Here is a 12,955-nt window from a genome sequence, read left to right as displayed (position 1 = left end):
CGAGCCCCCGCCCGCGCCGCGGCGCGTCAGCGTGGGACCCGGATCCCGGCCGCGCGTAGCTGCGTGATCAGTTCTCTGCGGTGCGGGGTGCGGAGTTGTACCGCCTCGCCCGACCGCAGGTGGACGTCCACGCAGCCCTGCACCGGCCACGTTCCCGGCTGGTCCACCGCGCCCAGCAGCGCCGTCAGCGGGACGTCCAGGGCCGCGCCGTCCGCGCCGCGGAGCAGCAGCGCGGACGGTGTCACCTCCACCGCGCCCGCGCGCTGCGGGCCGCGGTCCCAGGCCGCGGGTTCCGTGGCATACGGCGAGGCGGTGTTCAGCCCGTAGCGGACGGGCAGCGCCCGCCCCGCACCGGCCAGTGCCGCGCACGCCGGTGCCGCGGCCGCCGCGAGGGCGCGGTCCGCCCGGCGGCGTACGAGCAGCGCGCACGGCAGCAGCAGCGCCACCACCCCGGCCCCGATCCCCGCCGCGACCGCGACGTTCGCGACGGCCCCCGGCGCCAGCACCGCCGCCGCGCCGAACGCCGCCACCACCGGCGCGGCCATCGCCACCAGCGCCAGCGCCCTGCGCCCCCGCGGCGCCGCCTCCCCGGGACGCGCAAGCAGCTCCCGCATGAGCAGCCGGTTGCGCGCGACGATCTCCGCCGGGCTCGCCGGGCCGCTACCCCGCGGTCGCGGGCCCATCCTGCGCCTCGTCCACGAAGACCGACCGGCCCGCGATCACCGCCACCAGACCCGCCAGCTCCCCGGCCTGCAGCGGGTTCAGGCTCGTGCCGACGACCAGCAGCCCGAGGCCGCCCCCGGACGGCGTGGCCAGCGCACCCGCGAGGCCCACCTGCACGGGGTCCTCGCCGGCGCCCTCGACGCCCGCCACCGCCGCCCGCGGCAGCGCCGGCTGCGCGACGAAGCCGAACCCCATCCCCATGTCCGTCGCGTACGCCTCCGTGTACGCCGGCGCCGCGCGGTAGTGCTCCGCGAAGACCGACGTCATCAGCTCGCCCAGGTCCAGGTCCGACGGGTTCTCGGGCACCTCCACCACACCCGCGAACACCAGCCACGCCGCCTGCTCCCCGCTGCTCGGCAGCGGCGCCGTGACGATGCCGTTCATCAGCACCCCGTCCGCGTACAGCACGTCGTGCCACGCCAGCAGCGCGTCGGTGAACTGCTCCCGCCGCTCCGCCGCCGTCCGCGGGTACGTCAGCCGCACCAGCTCCGCGCAGCGGGCGCGGGTCGCCGCGCGGTCGCCGCCGTCGGCCATCAGGTCGAACCAGTCGGCCGGGGCGTACAACTGGATCCTGCCGGGGGTCAGCGTGCCCATGGCGCCACCGTCTCCCTGTTGGTCAGCGGGCCGAAGTCCCAGGTGAGGAGGTTCCCGGCGGTCTCGATGGTGTCCTTCGAGCCCTCGGCGGTGAAGGCGTTGCCGGTCCAGGTGGTGAAGTACTGCCCGGTGCGCATGCCGAACTCGCGCACGCTCATGCTGTACGAGGCCCCGCGCGCGAGCTGGAAGTAGCCCTGCGGCAGCTCCATCGCCGGCAGTCGGCCGCCGAGCTGGGCGACCATCCGGGTCGGCTGGTTGCTCGCCCGCGCGGCGGACAGGATCTCGTCGCCGAAGCGGGCGCCGAGCTTGCCGAGGCCGAAGCCGACGGCGTCCATGATGACGTCCTTGGTGGTGAGCGCCTTGAGGAAGCTGCCGGTGGTGCCGACCGCGGAGAGGTAGTGCGCGACGAGCGCGACGCCCGCGAGCGCGAGCGAGGCGGCGCCGAGGAACTGCAGCCCGGGGACGAGCGCGAGGAGCCCGGTGACGGTGCTGAGCAGGCCGGCGATGTCGCCGAGCGTCTTGAAGAGCGGCGCCAGTTCCGCGAGCGTGCCCATCGGGTCCATCACGGCCTGGCCGATGGCCTCCAGCGCCCCGGCGACCGCGTCGCCCAGCTTGTCCCAGAAGCCGGGCTCGTTGGGGGCGATGTCGAGGGCCCGCTGCAGCCGGTCGGCGGCGTCGCGGCCCTCCTGCTCGTAGTCGTCCTGGAGGCTGCGCGCCCGGCGGCGTACGTCGGCGAGGGGATCCTCCTCCGGCTCGGACCCCCCGGACCCCGGCCCCGATCTCGGCCGCGAGCCCGAAGCCCCCTCGCCCCCTCGCCCTCCTCGTCCTTCTCCTCTTCCCTCGCCGCCTCCGCGTCCGCCGCCCGCTTCAGCTCCGCGGCCTCGTCCTCCAGCCGCGCCGCCGCCCGCTGCCGGCGGTCGATGTTCTCGGCCCAGTCGGTGAGGACCGTACGGGCCGTGGAGAAGGCGCTGTACGCGTCCTGCACCTTGGGGCGGAAGTCGTCGGCCAGCAGCGCCCGGAAGGCGTCCGCGGCCTTGCCGCGCCAGTCGCCCTCGCCGGCCCCTTCCAGGACCCGGCATATCTCGCCCAGGGCGTCGGAGGTACGGCGGACGGTGGCCGCCGTGTCCTTGGCCGTCTCGTAGTCGCCGGGGCAGGGCACGAAGCCCAGCGTGGGGTAGTCCGCGGCGGTGGGTGCGCTCACTGCTGCGCCGCCTCGGAGAGCGCGGCGGCCAGGTCCTTGTCGAGGTCGGCGAAGCCCTTCTCGATCTGGTCGAGCGCCTCCACCGCGCCCTTGGCGAATTTACGCAACTGGCCGAACCCGTACGACCATTCGTCGCCGAACTCGTCCATGCGCCGCTCCAGCGCGCTCGCCCCCATGGCCTTGGCGTCCACGTCCGCCATCGCGCGGGCCGGCTTGTCCAGGACTTCCCCGATGTGGGCCAGGTTGTGGCGGACGCGTTTGAGCATCTCGTTGTCGATGTACAGGTCGGACACGGGCGTTCCCCTCGGACCGGAAAGGTGGGCTTTTCCGAGGGGCTGACGCTACCCGTGTGACGCGTGGGGCTGCTACAGCGGTCTGGCGGACGATTCCCCGACGACGTTTCCGGCCGGGCCTCCGACCGCTCCGGTGGCCGGATCCGCCGCCGGTGTACCGCCGTTGGCGGGCTCCGCCCCCGGCTTCCCCGCGGGATCGCCCCCCGGCTTCCCCGCGGGATCGCCCCCCGGCTTCCCCGCCTGCTTCCCCACCGGCTCCACCGCCGGGTCCTCCGTCGGCAGCCCGCGCATCAGCAGCCCGTACCCCGCCGCCGCCACCGTGCCCACCACCGCGCACCCCGCCCACAGCCACTCCGCCCCGGCCGCGTCGATGACCCACCCGCCCAGCAGCGGCGCGGCCAGCGACGCGACGGCCCAGGACGTGGTGTACATGCCCTGGTACCGCCCGCGGCCGTGGACGGGGGAGAGGCGGACGACGATGCTCGTCTGCGTCGGGGCGTTGACGATCTCGCCGAGCGTCCAGACGCAGACGACGAGCGCGTAGACCGCGACGGACCCGGCGAAGACGTTGAGCCCGAACCCGTACCCCGCCAGCAGCGAGGAGACGATCAGCAGCATCCGCGGGTCGCGGTGCTCGATGAACCGGGTCACGGGTATCTGCATGACGACGATCAGCACGCCGTTCACGGCGATGGCGAGCCCGAAGTCCGAGCTGGAGAAGCCCTGGTCGCCCATCGCCACCGGCAGCGACACGTACGCCTGCATGAAGATGAGCGCGATCAGGAACGACAGCCCCACGACCCCATGAACCGCCCGTCGCGCACCACCGTGCCGAGGCTCACGGGGTCCGCCGCCTCGCCCTCGGCGCCGGCGGGGCGCTCCGGCCGGGACTCCGGGAGCTTGACGAAGACGAGGATCGCGCAGACGAGCGTCAGGGCGCCCTCGATGAGGAAGCCGGCCCGGTAGCTGTACTCGGCGATGAAGCCGGCGCCGGCGGAGGAGATCGCGAAGCCCAGGTTGATCGCCCAGTAGTTGAGCGAGAAGGCCCGCACGCGGTCCGCGGGCGGGACGATGTCCGCCATCATCGCCTGCACCGCGGGCCGGGAGGCGTTGGACGCCATGCCCACGGCGAAGGCGACGGCGGGGATGGCCACGGGGTGGCTGGTGAAGCCGAGGACGGCGACGGTCACGGCGGTCGAGGACTGCGCCAGCATCAGCGTGGGGCGGCGCCCGAGGCGGTCGGCGAGCACGCCGCCGCCGAGCGAGGAGATCACGCCGCCGAGCCCGTACAGCGCGGCGACCAGACCGGCGTACGAGGCGGAGTGGCCGCGCTCCTGCGTGAGGTAGAGGGCCATGAAGGTGGCGACGAAGCCGCCGAGCCTGTTGACGAGCGTGGACGTCCACAGCCACCAGAACTCGCGCGGCAGTCCCGAGACGGTCTCGCGGGCGGCACGTCCGATGCGGGTGACGGACACGGCGGGACCCCCCGATGTAAGTGGCGTGATGGACGAGGGGATGTTACGAAGCGGGGTCGCCGTTGCGCCACCGAATTGACGGCTGCCGTCAATCCGGGGCCGCGGGGGAGGGGGCGGGGCACTCGATTAGGCTCGGAGCCATGGCCGACGCACCGTACAAGCTGATCCTCCTCCGCCACGGAGAGAGCGACTGGAACGCCAAGAACCTGTTCACCGGCTGGGTGGACGTGAACCTCACCGACAAGGGCGAGAAGGAGGCGGTGCGCGGCGGGGAACTGCTGCGCGAGGCCGGCTGGCTGCCGGACGTCGTCCACACGTCGCTGCTCAAGCGCGCCATCAGGACCGCGAACATGTCGCTGGCCGCCTGCGACCGGCACTGGATCCCGGTCGCCCGCTCCTGGCGGCTCAACGAGCGGCACTACGGCGCGCTCCAGGGCAAGGACAAGGCGCAGACGCTCGCCGAGTTCGGCGAGGAGCAGTTCATGACCTGGCGCCGCTCGTACGACACGCCCCCGCCGCCGATCTCCGACGACAGCGAGTTCTCGCAGGCGCACGACGCGCGCTACGCACACATCCCCAGCGAGCTGCGGCCGAGGACCGAGTGCCTGAAGGACGTGCTGGAGCGGGCCCTGCCGTACTGGTACGACAGCATCGTGCCGGACCTCCAGGCCGGCCGGACGGTGCTCGTCGCGGCGCACGGCAACAGCCTGCGGGCGCTGGTCAAGCACCTCGACGGCATCTCCGACGAGGAGATCCCGGGCCTGAACATCCCCACCGGCATCCCGCTGGCGTACGAGCTGGACGCCGACCTCCGCCCGGTCGGCAGCGGCGGCAGGTACCTCGACCCGGAGGCGGCGGTCTCGGCCATCAAGGCGGTCGCGAACCAGGGCAAGAAGTAGCGGCCCGCCCCGGGGCGTACGTACACCGCAGCCCCTGCCCGGCGTCGTCAGGGCAGAGGCTGCGGGCGTCTCGTCGCAGGCGTCGTCCGGCGGCTCAGCCGCAGCTCCCGCCGCAGTTGCACGACCCGCCCGACTGGCACCCGCAGGAGCAGCCGGGGCCGCAGGAGCAGGAGCTGAGCTTCGGCAGCGGGGTCATCTTCGGGCGCATCCGCGGCGGCCGTGCCGTGGCGCGCGGGTCGGCACGGGTGCGGGAGGTGAACTCTTCCGGCATGCGGACCTCCTAGCAGGGTGTTCCCTTCCACCAGGAGGCTGCCCCGGCGGCCGGGGCGCACATGCGGGCGCGCGGATGCATCTGCGACCGTCGTACGGCCGTACGCCCCGGAGGCCGCGCCCGGCGCGCGATCCGCCTCCGAGCGCGCCCGGCGCGCGCGGGGGCCGTGCCCCCCGCGCGCTGGTGGCTACGCCCCTACGCTCCTTCGACCGGTGCCGCGCTCAGTTCGTCGGCGTGCTCGCCGGTCACCAGGTAGACCACCCGTCCGGAGCAGGCCACGGCGTGATCGGCGAAGCGCTCGTAGTAGCGGCCGATCAGCGTCACGTCCACCGCGGTCTCGATGCCGTGCTTCCAGCGGTCGTCCATCAGGTGCTGGAAGATCTTGCGGTGCAGGTAGTCCATCCGGTCGTCGTCCTGCTCCAGCTCCAGCGCCAGGTCGACGTTCTTGGTGGTGACGACCTCCGCGGTCTTCGCCATCAGCCGCTGCGCGAGCTGCCCCATCTCCAGGACGGTGGCGTGCAGGTCGTCGGGGATGCAGCGGCCGGGGTAGCGCAGCCGGGCGAGCTTGGCGACGTGCTTGGCCAGGTCGCCGGCGCGCTCCAGGTCGGCGCTCATCCGCAGCGACGTCACCACGATGCGCAGGTCCGTGGCCACCGGCTGCTGCCGGGCGAGGAGCTGGATGGCCCGCGTCTCCAGCTCGCGCTGCAGGTCGTCCACCTTCTCGTCGCCGGCGATCACGCTCTCGGCGAGCTGCAGGTCGGCGTCGAGCAGGGCTGCCGTGGCACGGCCCATGGCGGAGCCGACCAGCCGGGCCATGTCGACCAGTCCCTCGCCGATCGAGTCGAGCTCCTCGTGGTAAGAGTCGCGCATCCCAGTGTCCCGTCCATCCTCTTTGCCGATTTATGCAGCATCCACCATGCAGGGGACGATGCGCCACTTAGTGAATCGAGACCGACCTGAGAGTGAACTCTTGGCGACCAGTGTTCGAGCCGGTACCCGGATGGCTGTGGAAGGGGTGCACGACGTGCCTAACCTGGAGTCATGGACGTGAACGCGGCGGTCGCCGCGGCGGCAGCGATCGCCGGGCTGTGCACCGGCGTGATCGCCGTGCTCGCGTTCCGCTGGAGCGAGCGTGAGCAGGCCAGGCCCACGCGCACCTCGCTGCACACGGACGCGGTGCTGCCGCCCGGCGTGGACACCGTCCTGTCCGTCCTGCGCTCCTCCGCCGTCGTGCTCGACGAGGACGACGCCGTCGTCAAGGCCAGCTCCGCGGCGTACGCCCTGGGACTGGTCCGCGGTGGCCGGCTGGCCGTGGAGCCGATGCTGGCCATGGCCCGCGACACGCGGCGCGACGGCGAGATACGGCAGGTGGAGCTGGACCTGCCCCGGCGCAGCGGCCGCGGCGAGGCGCTGGCGGTCTCCGCCCGCGTCGCCCCGCTCGGCTCCCGGCTCGTCCTGCTGCTCGTCGAGGACATGACCGAGGCGCGGCGCATCGAGGCCGTCCGCCGCGACTTCGTCGCGAACGTGAGCCACGAGCTGAAGACCCCGGTCGGCGCGCTGTCCCTGCTCTCCGAGGCGGTCATGGACGCCGCTGACGACCCCGAGGCCGTGGAGCGGTTCGCCGGCCGGATGCAGGGCGAGGCGACCCGGCTGACCAGCCTCGTGCAGGAGCTGATCGACCTCTCCCGGGTGCAGAACGACGACCCGCTGGAGGACGCCGAGCCGGTACGGGTCGACGAGCTGGTCGGCGAGGCCATCGAGCGGTGCCGGCAGCAGGCCGGCGCCAAGCAGATAACCATCGCCACCGGCGGCACGGCCGGGCTCCACGTCTGGGGCAACCGCGGCCAGCTCGCCGCGGCCCTGGGCAACCTGGTGGAGAACGCCGTGAACTACAGCCCGGCCCGTACCAGGGTCGGCATCGCGGCCCGCCGGCTGCCCGCCCAGGGCGGCGACCTGATCGAGATCGCGGTCACCGACCAGGGCATCGGCATCTCGGAGAAGGACCGCGAGCGGGTCTTCGAGCGCTTCTACCGGGTCGACCCGGCGCGCTCGCGGGCCACCGGCGGGACCGGACTGGGTCTCGCCATCGTCAAGCACGTGGCAGCCTCGCACGGCGGGGAGGTCACGGTATGGAGCGCTGAGGGCCAGGGCTCCACGTTCACCCTGCGGCTACCCGAAGCCGCACGTCCGAAGAGCGGCCGGCCCGACACCGGCCGCAGCGGCGCTCTCATCGGCCCGGAGGACCTCGACGGCGAGGCACGGCTCCGGTTCGACGGGACCGACGCGTCAGACACAGCTCCGGAGGTCATTCCGTGACCCGCGTGCCCACCCCCCGGCGCGGCCCCACCCCCCGCCGCCCCGCCCCTCCCACTTCGTGCTGTCCGTCCCCCTCGGAGGTCAGAGCGTGACCCGGGTTCTCGTCGTCGAGGACGAAGAATCGTTCAGCGACGCACTGTCGTACATGCTCCGCAAGGAGGGCTTCGAGGTGGCCGTGGCCACCACGGGCCCCGAGGCGCTCGACGACTTCGACCGCAACGGCGCCGACCTGGTGCTGCTGGACCTCATGCTGCCGGGCCTGCCCGGCACCGAGGTGTGCCGCCAGTTGCGCGGCAGGTCCAACGTCCCGGTCATCATGGTGACCGCCAAGGACAGCGAGATCGACAAGGTCGTCGGCCTGGAGATAGGAGCCGACGACTACGTGACCAAGCCCTTCTCCTCCCGGGAGCTGGTCGCCCGGATCCGCGCGGTCCTGCGCCGCCGCGGCGAACCGGAGGAGGCGGAACCGGCGGCCCTGGAGGTCGGCCCGGTCCGGATGGACGTCGACCGGCACGTGGTGACGGTCGCCGGTGACAAGGTCGACCTGCCGCTGAAGGAGTTCGACCTGCTGGAGATGCTGCTGCGCAACGCCGGCCGGGTGCTGACCCGGATGCAGCTCATCGACCGGGTCTGGGGGCCGACTACGTCGGCGACACCAAGACCCTCGACGTCCACGTCAAGCGGCTGCGCGCGAAGATCGAGCCCGATCCGGGCGCGCCGCGGTATCTGGTGACGGTCCGCGGCCTGGGCTACAAGTTCGAGCCGTAGGCGGGCCGGTGCGGCGGGTGCGCGTGTGCGTCCGCCGTACGGAACGGAAGGGCACCCGGCCCCGGCGCGCGGCAGCGCCGGGGCGCCGGGGCGTGACCGCGCCGCCGCGCGCCCGGGGCGTACCGCCTACTGCTCGGTGACCGGGCTCTCCGAGGACGTCGCGCCTTCGGCGGCGTCCGTGCCCTGACCGGCGTTCTCCGTGGCATCCGCGTCCGGCGAGGCGCCGTCGGTGGCGTCCGCGCCCTCGGCGCCGCCCTCCGCGCCGTCGGTGGCGTCCGTGCCGGTGCCCGTACCCGCGTCCTCGCCGGGCTCGGCGTCCGGGGAGGACGTCCCGGTCTCCACCGGGGTCGGCGTCGGGGTCGGCGTCGGGGTCGCGGCCCAGGGCGCGTACTCGCCGTCGTCCGCGACGATGAACGCGGCGAGGCGTACCTCGCCCTCCCGGCTGAACTCGAAGGCGAGCTTCTTCGTCGCGCCGTGCCCGGCGTCGTGCCCGTCGGGCAGCACCGCCGAGGCGTGGCCCTCGCCGCCCAGCATCACCGAGCCGCCCGCCGGCACCACCACGTCGCCCCGGCCGTTCGCGCCGGACAGCTCCAGCTCCTGGCCCCCGTCCGCGAGCGTCAGCCGCTCCAGCGTCTGGTCCCGGTCGCCGTTGTTGAAGATCCGCGCGGAGACCGCGGCGGGACCGTCGGCCTCGTCCGCCGGGGTGATGACCACCGCGTTCTGGATCTTGATGCTGCCGGCGGTGACCCGCGCGTTGTCGGGGTTGATCTTCAGGGTCTCGGCGTTGTTGCCCGCCCCGCACGCGGTGAGGGCGGCGAGCGAGAGAGCGAGGGCGGTCGCGGCGAGCGTGCCGCGTCGAATGCTGCTGCTGCTCACGGCGGCGGCATCTCCTTGGACGTGAGGGCCGGTTCGGCTCGGGTGCGGTGACGGTGGTGCTGGGGGGAACAGTACCGACCCCCTTCTGGGGGCACGGACCCGACCCGCCCTCTCGCGTCCCGGCGCCCCTTCGCTCACGTCCTGCGTACGGCCGTGCTAATGCCCGGCAATATCCGCGGGGGAAGGGTGGTGGGAAGAAGGAGCGGAACACCGGCGGAGGGAGAGCGGGGATATCGATCACAGCCCGCGTGATCAATTCATGGAATCCGGCCGGATTCGATCGTGATCGGCCGAACGGAGCAGTACGACTTCACCGGCCGACTCCGACAAATCGGGACGATCGTCGCCCTGTCGAGCCTTCCGGCGGTAGGTAACCTTCGTGTTTCGGGTTTCCGGCAGGAGCGGTCCGACCTGCGGAAACCATGATTCCGGCGGCGGGCGAAGCACGTTCCAGGGTCGATTGTCAAGCCCCGAGACGGGCCCTGACCTGCGAAAACGCCATTCAGAAGCGGCCTGTGCCGTGTTACCCTGGATAGCCACGGAAGGGGTACCTGTCACATGACGTTCAAGGTTGGCGACACCGTGGTCTATCCCCATCACGGGGCCGCGCTGATCGAGGCCATCGAAACTCGCCAGATCAAAGGTGTGGACAAGACCTACTTGGTGCTGAAAGTCGCGCAGGGCGACTTGACGGTGCGCGTGCCGGCGGACAATGCCGAGTTCGTCGGGGTACGCGATGTGGTTGGCCAGGAAGGGTTGGAGCGGGTCTTCGAGGTGCTGCGTGCACCGTATGCGGAAGAGCCCACCAACTGGTCCCGGCGGTACAAGGCGAACCTGGAGAAGCTCGCTTCGGGTGACGTGATCAAGGTCGCGGAGGTCGTCCGGGATCTCTGGCGGCGGGAGCGCGAGCGCGGTCTCTCCGCCGGAGAGAAGCGGATGCTCGCCAAGGCCCGTCAGATCCTGGTGAGCGAGCTGGCGCTGTGTGAGAGCACGAACGAGGACAAGGCGGAAGCGCTGCTCGACGAGGTGCTGGCGTCCTGAACGGCGCCTGACCGCGCCTCACGTCACGTCGGCGGTGCCCGATGGGCGCCGTGGCCGTGACGGCTGCGGCATCGCCCGGTTTCCGGGTGCCGCCGCGGCTGCCCGGTCAGGTGGTCACGGCTCTGTTCGGTGCCTGCTGCGCCGGTGCCGCCGTCTCGGCATCGGTACGGTTGCGGGCTGTCCGGTTCCGGCCGTCGGCGTTCGTCGGTCGCGTGTGTCGTCACACACGCGCATTCCGTCGATCCGCCGGACCCCGGTGCCGATCCGGGTGCCGGGTGCCGGAGTCGCTGCCGTCGCCGGTGTGCAGGCGCTGCCAGGCCACGTCCTACGTGGTCCGTCCGTTTGTCCCCGCTCGTCCTTTCACGTCCGTCCGACGGCTGAAAGCGTGCCGGGTTTCGGGGGGCAGCCGTAGGCTCCCGCGCCGCGCGTGCGTATGCTCGCGTGCGGCGCGCCGGGCCGACGGCTGTCCCGCTTTCTGTGGACAACCGTGCCGGGCCCGGGTAGCTGCTGCGACCATGTGCGTCACGGAAGGGGGTCGTCAGCGAGCTCCGCGGTGGGGGCACGAAGCACGTGCCCGGCACGCTTTTGGCCATACCCATGTCGTCCAAGGACACAAACCTGAACACCGCAATGTCTCCGTCAGGCACGTCCGACTCGCCCGCCGCGTCCGTACGGACCCGGCCCGGCCACTCGGACCCGTCAGCTCCGTACAGATGCGCCGCGGTGATCCCCGCCGCGGGCCGCGGAGTACGGCTCGGCCCGGGCGCGCCCAAGGCCCTGCGCGCCCTCGGCGGTACGCCGATGCTCGTGCACGCCGTCCGCGCCCTGTCGCGCGCCCGTGCGGTGTCCCTCGTGGTCGTCGTCGGCCCGCCCGGTGAGGCGGCACAGGTGCGCACCCTGCTCGACGACCACCTGGAGCACCTCGACTCGACCGAGATCGTCGTCGTCCCCGGCGGTGACACCCGCCAGGACTCCGTACGCCTCGGGCTGGCCGCGCTCCCCGACGACGTCGACGTCGTGCTCGTGCACGACGCCGCCCGCCCGCTGGTGCCGGTGGACACCGTGGAGGCCGTCGCCGCCGCGGTACGGGCCGGGGCACCCGCCGTCGTACCGGCGCTGCCCGTCACCGACACCGTCAAGCAGGTCGTGCCCGGCGGCGAGCCGGGCCGCCCGGAGCCGGTCGTCGCCACCCCCGAGCGGGCCGCGCTGCGCGCGGTGCAGACCCCGCAGGGCTTCGACCGCCGGGTGCTCACCGAGGCCCACGAGAAGGTGCCCGCCGCCGGCGAGGGCGCCACGGACGACGCGGGCATGGTCGAGCGGCTGGGCGTCGAGGTCGTGCTCGTACCCGGGCACGAGGAGGCGTTCAAGGTGACGCGGCCGCTGGACATGGTGCTGGCCGAGGCCGTACTGGCGCGCAGGAGGGCGACGGATGCCTTCTGACGCGAGCGTTCCCGCTGCTGAGGCCGGTGCGGCCGGTCCGTACGGTGTGCTGCCGCGCATCGGCGTCGGCACCGACGTGCACGCCTTCGCGGAGGGGCGCGAGCTCTGGTGCGCCGGCCTGCTCTGGGAGGGCGAGAGCCACGGCCTCGACGGCCACTCCGACGGCGACGTCGCCGCGCACGCCGCCTGCGACGCGCTCTTCTCCGCCGCCGGCCTCGGCGACCTCGGCGCGCACTTCGGCACCGACCGCCCGGAGTGGTCCGGCGCCGCGGGCGTCGCGCTGCTGGGCGAGGCGGCCCGTATCGTGCGCGCCTCCGGCTTCCACGTCGGCAACGTCGCGATCCAGGTGATCGGCGTCCGGCCGAAGATCGGCAAGCGGCGGGCCGAGGCCCAGGAGGCGCTGTCGGCCGCGGCCGGGGCGCCGGTGTCCGTCTCCGGCACGACGACCGACGGCCTCGGGCTCACCGGCCGGGGCGAGGGCCTGGCGGCGATCGCCACCGCGCTCCTCCTGCCGCCGGCCGGGTGACGGACGTTCCGCGCTGCCGCGCGGAAGGTCCGTGGCGGGTTGGTTGTTGGGTACTCAGGTAGTGCCATACGTGCGTGAAACCCGAGGAGTCCCCACCGTGTCAGTCGCCCTCCCCGCCAGCCTCAAGCAGGTCCTCGACGGCCAGGTCTTCATCACCGTCGCCACCGTGCAGCCCGACGGCGCCCCGCAGGCGTCGCCCGTCTGGGTGAAGCGGGACGGCGACGACCTGCTCTTCTCCACCACCGCCGAGCGCGTCAAGGCCCGTAACCTGAGCCGCGATCCGCGGGTCAGCGTCGTCGTGATCGACCCGGCGGCCCCGTACAACTACGCCCAGGTGCGCGGCACGGCCAGCGTCACCACGGAGGGCGGCCGTGAGCTGATCGACGAACTGTCGGTGAAGTACACGGGCAAGGACTACGACACCTTCAGCGGCGGCCGCGCCGGGGAGGGGACGCGGGTGGTCGTGCGCGTCACCCCGGAGAAGATCTCGGGCCAGGGAAACCTGCACTGAGCGACGCCGCCCGCGGCGTGG

Annotated in this window: 14 protein-coding genes and 2 pseudogenes; 7 read left to right on the top strand and 9 right to left on the bottom strand. The window is 73.0% G+C overall.

Annotated elements, in window-relative coordinates; translation table 11 throughout:
- Nucleotides 1-26: 26 nt before the first annotated feature.
- The 6 genes and pseudogenes from DMB38_RS14300 to DMB38_RS14280 all read right to left on the bottom strand — a co-directional run bounded on the left by DMB38_RS14300 (nt 27) and on the right by DMB38_RS14280 (nt 4,286).
- The gene (locus DMB38_RS14300; RefSeq protein WP_125935508.1) at nt 27-683 is read right to left on the bottom strand and encodes a hypothetical protein; all 657 of its coding nucleotides are present in this window, start codon (nt 681-683) and stop codon (nt 27-29) included.
- The gene (locus DMB38_RS14295; protein WP_125935507.1) at nt 661-1,317 is read right to left on the bottom strand and encodes a hypothetical protein; all 657 of its coding nucleotides are present in this window, start codon (nt 1,315-1,317) and stop codon (nt 661-663) included. The genes DMB38_RS14300 and DMB38_RS14295 overlap by 23 nt, the downstream gene beginning before the upstream one ends.
- On the bottom strand, nt 1,305-1,871 hold the full coding sequence (locus DMB38_RS36855) for a hypothetical protein (protein ID WP_240662222.1): 567 nt from the start codon (nt 1,869-1,871) through the stop codon (nt 1,305-1,307). Before DMB38_RS36855 ends, DMB38_RS14295 begins: the two co-directional genes overlap by 13 nt.
- 8 nt (nt 1,872-1,879) lie before the next feature.
- On the bottom strand, nt 1,880-2,518 hold the full coding sequence (locus DMB38_RS36850; protein WP_240662220.1) for a putative T7SS-secreted protein: 639 nt from the start codon (nt 2,516-2,518) through the stop codon (nt 1,880-1,882).
- Nucleotides 2,515-2,811 carry a hypothetical protein gene (locus DMB38_RS14285; RefSeq protein ID WP_125935506.1) on the bottom strand — a complete coding sequence of 99 codons (297 nt, stop codon included), beginning with the start codon at nt 2,809-2,811 and terminating at the stop codon, nt 2,515-2,517. Before DMB38_RS14285 ends, DMB38_RS36850 begins: the two co-directional genes overlap by 4 nt.
- A gap of 72 nt (nt 2,812-2,883) precedes the next feature.
- A pseudogene (locus DMB38_RS14280) lies at nt 2,884-4,286 on the bottom strand (MFS transporter).
- Nucleotides 4,287-4,426: 140 nt separating this feature from the next.
- On the opposite strand from DMB38_RS14280, the gene DMB38_RS14275 reads away from it, so the two are divergent.
- Complete coding sequence (locus tag DMB38_RS14275; RefSeq protein WP_125935505.1) at nt 4,427-5,185, top strand: phosphoglyceromutase; 759 nt, start codon at nt 4,427-4,429, stop codon at nt 5,183-5,185.
- 94 nt (nt 5,186-5,279) lie between these two features.
- On the opposite strand, the gene DMB38_RS36115 is transcribed toward DMB38_RS14275, so the two are convergent.
- Nucleotides 5,280-5,456 carry a hypothetical protein gene (locus tag DMB38_RS36115; RefSeq protein ID WP_164715891.1) on the bottom strand — a complete coding sequence of 59 codons (177 nt, stop codon included), beginning with the start codon at nt 5,454-5,456 and terminating at the stop codon, nt 5,280-5,282.
- Nucleotides 5,457-5,651: 195 nt separating this feature from the next.
- The gene (phoU, locus tag DMB38_RS14270; protein WP_047016406.1) at nt 5,652-6,326 is read right to left on the bottom strand and encodes a phosphate signaling complex protein PhoU; all 675 of its coding nucleotides are present in this window, start codon (nt 6,324-6,326) and stop codon (nt 5,652-5,654) included.
- 171 nt (nt 6,327-6,497) lie between these two features.
- Between phoU and DMB38_RS14265 the strand changes: the two genes are divergently transcribed.
- Nucleotides 6,498-7,772 carry an ATP-binding protein gene (locus DMB38_RS14265; protein WP_125935504.1) on the top strand — a complete coding sequence of 425 codons (1,275 nt, stop codon included), beginning with the start codon at nt 6,498-6,500 and terminating at the stop codon, nt 7,770-7,772.
- A gap of 88 nt (nt 7,773-7,860) precedes the next feature.
- A pseudogene (locus DMB38_RS14260) lies at nt 7,861-8,540 on the top strand (response regulator transcription factor).
- Nucleotides 8,541-8,666: 126 nt separating this feature from the next.
- On the opposite strand, the gene DMB38_RS14255 reads toward DMB38_RS14260, so the two are convergent.
- Complete coding sequence (locus DMB38_RS14255) at nt 8,667-9,416, bottom strand: hypothetical protein (protein ID WP_125935503.1); 750 nt, start codon at nt 9,414-9,416, stop codon at nt 8,667-8,669.
- Between the two features lie 558 nt (nt 9,417-9,974).
- On the opposite strand from DMB38_RS14255, the gene DMB38_RS14245 reads away from it, so the two are divergent.
- From DMB38_RS14245 to DMB38_RS14230, 4 genes are all read left to right on the top strand, one after another.
- Entirely contained in the window at nt 9,975-10,457 is a 483-nt protein-coding gene (locus tag DMB38_RS14245) for a CarD family transcriptional regulator (RefSeq protein WP_018836077.1), read from the top strand.
- Nucleotides 10,458-11,087: 630 nt separating this feature from the next.
- Nucleotides 11,088-11,897, top strand: a complete 810-nt coding sequence (gene ispD, locus DMB38_RS14240) for a 2-C-methyl-D-erythritol 4-phosphate cytidylyltransferase (RefSeq protein ID WP_125935501.1) — start codon at nt 11,088-11,090, stop codon at nt 11,895-11,897.
- Nucleotides 11,887-12,423: a 2-C-methyl-D-erythritol 2,4-cyclodiphosphate synthase gene (ispF, locus tag DMB38_RS14235; RefSeq protein ID WP_125935500.1), complete on the top strand. Its 537-nt coding sequence runs from the start codon at nt 11,887-11,889 to the stop codon at nt 12,421-12,423. The genes ispD and ispF overlap by 11 nt, the downstream gene beginning before the upstream one ends.
- Before the next feature lie 97 nt (nt 12,424-12,520).
- Complete coding sequence (locus DMB38_RS14230; RefSeq protein ID WP_047016400.1) at nt 12,521-12,934, top strand: PPOX class F420-dependent oxidoreductase; 414 nt, start codon at nt 12,521-12,523, stop codon at nt 12,932-12,934.
- Nucleotides 12,935-12,955 lie beyond the last annotated feature (21 nt).

The organism is Streptomyces sp. WAC 06738 (assembly GCF_003945505.1).
Classification (GTDB): domain Bacteria; phylum Actinomycetota; class Actinomycetes; order Streptomycetales; family Streptomycetaceae; genus Streptomyces.
Note: the sequence above shows the minus strand (reverse complement) of the source record. Positions and strands in the feature narration are given on the sequence as shown.

Excerpts from the sequence above, each read along its gene's own strand:
- ispF (WP_125935500.1), top strand. The coding sequence starts at position 11,887 with ATGCCTTCTGACGCGAGCGTTCCCGCTGCTGAGGCCGGTGCGGCCGGT.
- phoU (WP_047016406.1), bottom strand. The coding sequence starts at position 6,326 with ATGCGCGACTCTTACCACGAGGAGCTCGACTCGATCGGCGAGGGACTG.
- DMB38_RS14245 (WP_018836077.1), top strand. The coding sequence starts at position 9,975 with ATGACGTTCAAGGTTGGCGACACCGTGGTCTATCCCCATCACGGGGCC.
- DMB38_RS36115 (WP_164715891.1), bottom strand. The coding sequence starts at position 5,456 with ATGCCGGAAGAGTTCACCTCCCGCACCCGTGCCGACCCGCGCGCCACG.
- DMB38_RS14275 (WP_125935505.1), top strand. The coding sequence starts at position 4,427 with ATGGCCGACGCACCGTACAAGCTGATCCTCCTCCGCCACGGAGAGAGC.
- DMB38_RS14265 (WP_125935504.1), top strand. The coding sequence starts at position 6,498 with ATGGACGTGAACGCGGCGGTCGCCGCGGCGGCAGCGATCGCCGGGCTG.
- DMB38_RS14295 (WP_125935507.1), bottom strand. The coding sequence starts at position 1,317 with ATGGGCACGCTGACCCCCGGCAGGATCCAGTTGTACGCCCCGGCCGAC.
- ispD (WP_125935501.1), top strand. The coding sequence starts at position 11,088 with ATGTCTCCGTCAGGCACGTCCGACTCGCCCGCCGCGTCCGTACGGACC.
- DMB38_RS36855 (WP_240662222.1), bottom strand. The coding sequence starts at position 1,871 with ATGGGCACGCTCGCGGAACTGGCGCCGCTCTTCAAGACGCTCGGCGAC.
- DMB38_RS14300 (WP_125935508.1), bottom strand. The coding sequence starts at position 683 with ATGGGCCCGCGACCGCGGGGTAGCGGCCCGGCGAGCCCGGCGGAGATC.